We start from the raw sequence: 5,176 nt of genomic DNA on the forward strand, positions 1-5,176 counted from the left end.
TGAGCCGGCTCGACTCTTCCTCGGTGAGTTTGAAGACCGGGATGCCGGTCGCGTTGGCGAGCACCTCGGCGATGACGCCTTCATCCACGGTTCCGGATGCGGCGACATCTCCGGCACGCCACTGCTTCTCGAGGCGCAGCCGCTCGCCGAGCAGCTTCTTCTCCTCGTCGCGCAGCGAGGCGGCCTTCTCGAAGTCTTGTTCCTCGATCGCGGCTTCCTTCGAGGCGCGCACGGTGGCGATCTTCTCGTCGAACTCGCGCAGCTCCGGGGGGGCCGACAGGATCGAAAGGCGCAACCGTGCGCCGGCCTCGTCGATCAGGTCGATCGCCTTGTCGGGCAGGAAGCGGTCTTGCACGTAGCGGTCGGCGAGGTTCGCCGCCGACACGATCGCGCCATCCGTGATCGACACCTTGTGGAACGCCTCGTACTTGTCGCGCAGTCCCTTGAGGATGTTGATCGTGTGGGGGATCGTCGGCTCGTGCACCTGCACCGGCTGGAAGCGCCGCTCGAGGGCGGCATCCTTCTCGAAGTGCTTGCGGTACTCGTCGAGCGTCGTCGCGCCGATCGTCTGCAACTCACCGCGGGCGAGCAGAGGCTTGAGGATGCTGGCCGCGTCGATCGCGCCTTCGGCAGCACCCGCCCCGACGAGGGTGTGGATCTCGTCGATGAAGGTGATGATGTCGCCGCGGGTGCGGATCTCTTTCGTGACCTTCTTGAGGCGCTCCTCGAAGTCACCGCGGTAGCGGGATCCGGCGATGAGCGAGCCGAGGTCGAGCGTGTAGAGCTGCTTGTCTTTCAGGGTCTCGGGCACGTCGCCCCGCACGATCGCCTGGGCGAGGCCTTCGACGACGGCGGTCTTGCCGACGCCGGGCTCACCGATCAGTACGGGGTTGTTCTTCGAGCGGCGGGAGAGGATCTGCATGACCCGCTCCATCTCCTTCTCGCGCCCGATGACCGGGTCGAGCTTGCCTTCGCGCGCGGCCTGCGTCAGGTTGCGGCCGAACTGGTCGAGGATCTGGCTGCCCTTGTCGGGCGTCGCGTCGTTGCCGCCGACCGCGACCTGCTCCTTGCCCTGGTAGCCCGACAACAGCTGGATGACCTGCTGGCGCACCCGGTTGAGGTCGGCTCCGAGCTTCACGAGCACCTGCGCGGCGACACCTTCGCCCTCGCGGATCAGGCCGAGCAGGATGTGCTCGGTGCCGATGTAGGAGTGGCCGAGCTGCAGTGCCTCGCGCAGCGACAGCTCGAGCACCTTCTTGGCGCGCGGCGTGAACGGGATGTGCCCGGTCGGCTGCTGCTGCCCCTGCCCGATGATGTCTTGCACCTGCTCGCGCACGGCATCCAGCGAGATGCCGAGCGACTCGAGCGCCTTCGCGGCGACCCCTTCACCCTCGTGAATGAGCCCGAGCAGGATGTGCTCGGTGCCGATGTAGTTGTGGTTGAGCATCTTCGCCTCTTCCTGGGCGAGGACGACCACCCGGCGGGCTCGGTCTGTGAAGCGCTCGAACATCTGAACTCCTGGATGACGCCGGTCGGAAGGCGTCGTTACATCCGAGGGTAACGACGCGGACTGCCGAAAACTCCCGTGTTCGCTCACGGCGGGACGCTCCGCCAGGACCACCTAGCCCGCGGGGTTGCTCGCTTTGCCGTCGAGCCAGAGTTCGTCCGACGGGTCGCTGTGCGTGGTGCCGCTGTCGACGTGCTTCGCCGAGATCTTGGGCCCCTTCGTGATGACGTGCACGAGCGCCATTGCGTGTCCCTTGCCGAGCCCAAAGTCGGCGGCTAGCCATTCGAGAATCGGCCCGGCCTTCGTGTTCGCGTCGAAGCCCTTCTCGGCCGCGAGCCGCAGGAACTGCCGCGGGGCGAGCCCGGTCTTCTCTTCGATGTTGTCGAGGTACGCCTGGAATGACATGCCGGAAGGATACTCCGCCACCCTGTCCTTCCCACGTGGCGGGCCGGTCGACTTCTCCCGATCGACGGCGGGCGCACTCGACTACCCAGCCACGACGACAGGGTAGTGTGCATGCACACTTCTCAATCTCGCATGCAGGCGGAGTACCCTGAGGACATGGGAACAACGGTGCAGATCAGGAACCTGAGTGACGATGTCACGCAGAAGCTCAAGGCGAAGGCGGTGGCCGCGGGCCTCTCGCTTTCCGAGTACCTGCGGCGCGAACTCAGTGCACTCGCAGATCAGATCGCACTGGAGGATCGCTGGAACGCGATTGCGATCCCCGGGTTCCGCATGCCGCGCGAAGAGGTCCTCGATGCCATCCATGCGGGGCGCAAATGGGAGGACTGACCGGTCTCGTCGCCGATGCCTCCGCGGTCGTGGAGGCGTTGTCGGGCGCCAGCGCAAGCGGTGACCGGGCACGCGAGCTCCTTCTGCAGCCGGTCTCCGCGCCGCACCTGCTCGACCTCGAAGTCGCCTCAGCCCTACGCCGGGCTACGCGACGCGGGGAGCTGACCGCCGAAGAGGCTCGTGCCGCGGTCCTCGGCCTTGCCTCACTCCCCGGCCTTCGCCGCTATGGACACCTTCGACTGCTGCCGCGGATCTGGGAACTTCGCGACAACATCTCGACCTACGACGCAAGTTACGTCGCGCTGGCCGAGGCGCTCGGCATCCCCCTCATCACCGCCGACCGTCGCCTCGCGCGTGCCGCCGAGTCGTACTGCGCGGTCGTTCTCGTCGATTGACGCGCTGCCCCGACTCCCCCTGATCTGTCCCAATGACGGACAGTACCTGCTCGGCCGGACATGTCGAAGTAGAAGATCCTGAGGAGGGCATCCATGAGCTCAGCTGACACAGCGACAGACCCATTCGACGAAACCCTCGCTGGTTCCGCGCCTCGCGCAACCAGCAGTGCCGATCTCGACTTGGAACTCGCGGTCATGGTGCGGCGGGCCCGAACCGCGGCCCGCAAGCGCCCTCGACCGTGGGGGCAGCGCGTCGCCATGGCCGGGGCCATCGTGGCCCTGGCGGCCGGAGGGGCTACCGCTGCGGCGGCAACGGGGGGCTGGGGGCCATGGGCACTGAATCCCGACGTCATCTTCACCTATCGGCTGCCGAGCGGAGCCTGGTGCGAAGAGCGTGTCGGCAACGTTCAGGCACCTGGCCACCCTGATGTCGTTGCCGCGGTCGTTGACATCCTTCGGAATGGTGACGTCTTTGCGCGGGCGGACATCGAGGCGGCAATCGCGGAGTCGCGGGAGGATGAGAGCTGGTATATCGGGGACGGCTCGAACCCCACACCCTCCGGATACGGCACCGACTACTACAACGCTGACGACGAGTACCGCAATGCCGTCACGAACGCGGTACGTGTCGTCTTGATCGCCGACCTCGAGGAGCGGATCCCGGATTACGCCGACTCGAACCTCTCGTGGGAAGGCGAAGGACACTGCCCGGGCGCGACCTTCGGATTCGACCGGTGACCGCACCGACATCGCGGTTCGAGGTCGCACTCGCCGCCAACGCACGTGACCTCCTCGCCTACTTCGAGCGCCGCGTCGTCCCGCGAGAGGATGCCGCCGATCTTCTGGCCGAGACGATGATCGTCGCGTGGCGAAGAGAGACAGACTTGCCGACCGCCGACGAAGAGGCACGGCGGTGGCTATTCGGTGTCGCCCGCAAAGTGCTCCTTAACGCTGAACGCGGAGCGCGTCGCCGCCAGCGGCTCGCGAACCGAGTACGCGACATCCTCGCCGTCGCGGAAGCGCCAGCGGCGGACGCCGGCGACGAGGTAAGAGATGCAATCGCGCGACTCGATCCCGATCTCGCCGAGCTCATTCGGCTTGTTCATTGGGACGGGCTGACCCTTGCAGATGCGGCGACCATCCTCGACATTCCCGCTTCCACGACCCGCGGACGTTATCAACGCGCGAAGTCGGAACTGCGCTCGGTTCTCGCGCCCAACCTCGCTCGCTGAGGCGCCTCAACGTTCTCAGCACAAAAGGATTCGTGTCGATTGGCGCTTCAGACGGCCCGGAACCGCCAATTCGCACGAACGGCGGGGTCTCGCCCTGCCGCGAGAGCAGGGCCGGTCGCTGCCGCCGGTCGCGGTGCGCACGATCGGCTTGTCGACGAGGGCGTGCAGTCCCACGTGGTCGAAGAACAGCTTGAAGAGGCCCGTTTAGGTGACCCGGTAGGTGGGTGACCCGACGACGATGACATCCGCTGCTTCGACCGCCGCGAGGGTGCTGATGGCGGCCGGACCGAGGTCGCCGCGAAACGGCGCCGCGCCGAGGTCGCTCAGCAGCGGCCCCAGCTCGATGACTTCCCTCTGGCGTGCGGGTCTGCCACGGTGGAGGCATGAGACGACGCATTCTGCCCCGCATCCTCGCCGTCGGGGTTCTCGTACTCGCCCTCGCGGGGTGCGTGCGGTTCCAAGCCGACCTGACTCTCAACCCCGAGAACACCGTCGACGGCAGCATCGTGGTCGCCGTGCTGGTCTCCGAAGACACCGAAGAAGCCCGGGAACAGTCCCTCTCGGCAGCGGAGCAGATCGAAGCCGACCTGCTCGGGTCGCTGCGCGACGCATCGGGCGTCACGACGAGCGAGTACGAGCAAGACGAGTACCTCGGTTCACGCATCGTCTTCGATGACGTCGCCCTTGACGCCTTCTCGGGTCAGAGTGAGGACTCGCTCAAGATCGTGCGCGAAGACGACGAGTACGTCTTCACCGGAGCGCTCGATTTCAGCGGCGAATCCGTGCCGCCGGAAGACACCGGAGAGGGCGATGACGACAACCTCACCGTCTCGGTGACGTTCCCCGGCGAGGTCACCGAGCACAACGGCGAACTCTCGGGTACCACCGTCACGTGGGCTACCGCGGTCGACCAGCGCCTCGAGATGTCGGCCCGCGGCTCGGCGACTCCCGCCGGTCCGCCCATCCTGTTGATCGTGGGCATCGGCTTGGTCGCGCTGCTCGTGATCGCAGCCGTGGTCGCTGTGCTGCTGTTCGTGCGCTCGCGGGCGAAGAAGAAGGCGGCGGTTGCAGCCCCCGAAACCGCCCCGACCGTCCCGATCGCCGAGGCGCCCGCCGCCGAAGTGCCCGCCGCCCCGACCCCCGCTGTCGAGGCGCCCGCAACGACCGACGCCCCCGAGAAGAAGCCCCGCGCACCGCGCGCGCCGAACACACCGCCTACCCCCGAGGTCTGACCCTCGGGAACGACG

7 protein-coding genes are annotated in these 5,176 nt (G+C 66.9%); 5 read left to right on the forward strand and 2 right to left on the reverse strand.

Annotated features, from left to right (window positions below; all coding sequences use genetic code 11):
- The coding region (locus RMO30_RS03435; RefSeq protein ID WP_309709538.1) for a Clp protease N-terminal domain-containing protein at window positions 1-1,510 on the reverse strand (1,510 nt) is incomplete at its 3' end.
- 111 nt (window positions 1,511-1,621) lie between these two features.
- A complete protein-coding gene (locus tag RMO30_RS03440; RefSeq protein WP_309709550.1) occupies window positions 1,622-1,912 on the reverse strand; it encodes a DUF4287 domain-containing protein in 291 nt (96 codons plus the stop codon).
- Between the two features lie 156 nt (window positions 1,913-2,068).
- Between RMO30_RS03440 and RMO30_RS03445 the strand changes: the two genes are divergently transcribed.
- The 5 genes from RMO30_RS03445 to RMO30_RS03465 all read left to right on the forward strand — a co-directional run bounded on the left by RMO30_RS03445 (window position 2,069) and on the right by RMO30_RS03465 (window position 5,161).
- Window positions 2,069-2,302 carry a FitA-like ribbon-helix-helix domain-containing protein gene (locus RMO30_RS03445; RefSeq protein WP_309709540.1) on the forward strand — a complete coding sequence of 78 codons (234 nt, stop codon included), beginning with the start codon at window positions 2,069-2,071 and terminating at the stop codon, window positions 2,300-2,302.
- The gene (locus tag RMO30_RS03450; protein ID WP_309709542.1) at window positions 2,290-2,697 is read left to right on the forward strand and encodes a type II toxin-antitoxin system VapC family toxin; all 408 of its coding nucleotides are present in this window, start codon (window positions 2,290-2,292) and stop codon (window positions 2,695-2,697) included. The genes RMO30_RS03445 and RMO30_RS03450 overlap by 13 nt, the downstream gene beginning before the upstream one ends.
- 93 nt (window positions 2,698-2,790) lie before the next feature.
- A complete protein-coding gene (locus RMO30_RS03455; RefSeq protein ID WP_309709544.1) occupies window positions 2,791-3,435 on the forward strand; it encodes a hypothetical protein in 645 nt (214 codons plus the stop codon).
- Entirely contained in the window at window positions 3,432-3,929 is a 498-nt protein-coding gene (locus RMO30_RS03460; RefSeq protein ID WP_309709546.1) for an RNA polymerase sigma factor, read from the forward strand. The genes RMO30_RS03455 and RMO30_RS03460 overlap by 4 nt, the downstream gene beginning before the upstream one ends.
- A gap of 383 nt (window positions 3,930-4,312) precedes the next feature.
- Window positions 4,313-5,161, forward strand: coding sequence for an LppM family (lipo)protein (locus RMO30_RS03465; RefSeq protein ID WP_309709548.1), 849 nt, complete (start codon window positions 4,313-4,315; stop codon window positions 5,159-5,161).
- The last annotated feature ends 15 nt before the right edge of the window (window positions 5,162-5,176 follow it).

The sequence above is a fragment of the Pseudolysinimonas sp. genome, assembly GCF_031389465.1.
In the GTDB taxonomy this organism is placed as follows: domain Bacteria; phylum Actinomycetota; class Actinomycetes; order Actinomycetales; family Microbacteriaceae; genus Pseudolysinimonas_A.

Excerpts from the sequence above, each read along its gene's own strand:
- RMO30_RS03440 (WP_309709550.1), bottom strand. The coding sequence starts at position 1,912 with ATGTCATTCCAGGCGTACCTCGACAACATCGAAGAGAAGACCGGGCTC.
- RMO30_RS03445 (WP_309709540.1), top strand. The coding sequence starts at position 2,069 with ATGGGAACAACGGTGCAGATCAGGAACCTGAGTGACGATGTCACGCAG.
- RMO30_RS03450 (WP_309709542.1), top strand. The coding sequence starts at position 2,290 with ATGGGAGGACTGACCGGTCTCGTCGCCGATGCCTCCGCGGTCGTGGAG.
- RMO30_RS03455 (WP_309709544.1), top strand. The coding sequence starts at position 2,791 with ATGAGCTCAGCTGACACAGCGACAGACCCATTCGACGAAACCCTCGCT.
- RMO30_RS03465 (WP_309709548.1), top strand. The coding sequence starts at position 4,313 with ATGAGACGACGCATTCTGCCCCGCATCCTCGCCGTCGGGGTTCTCGTA.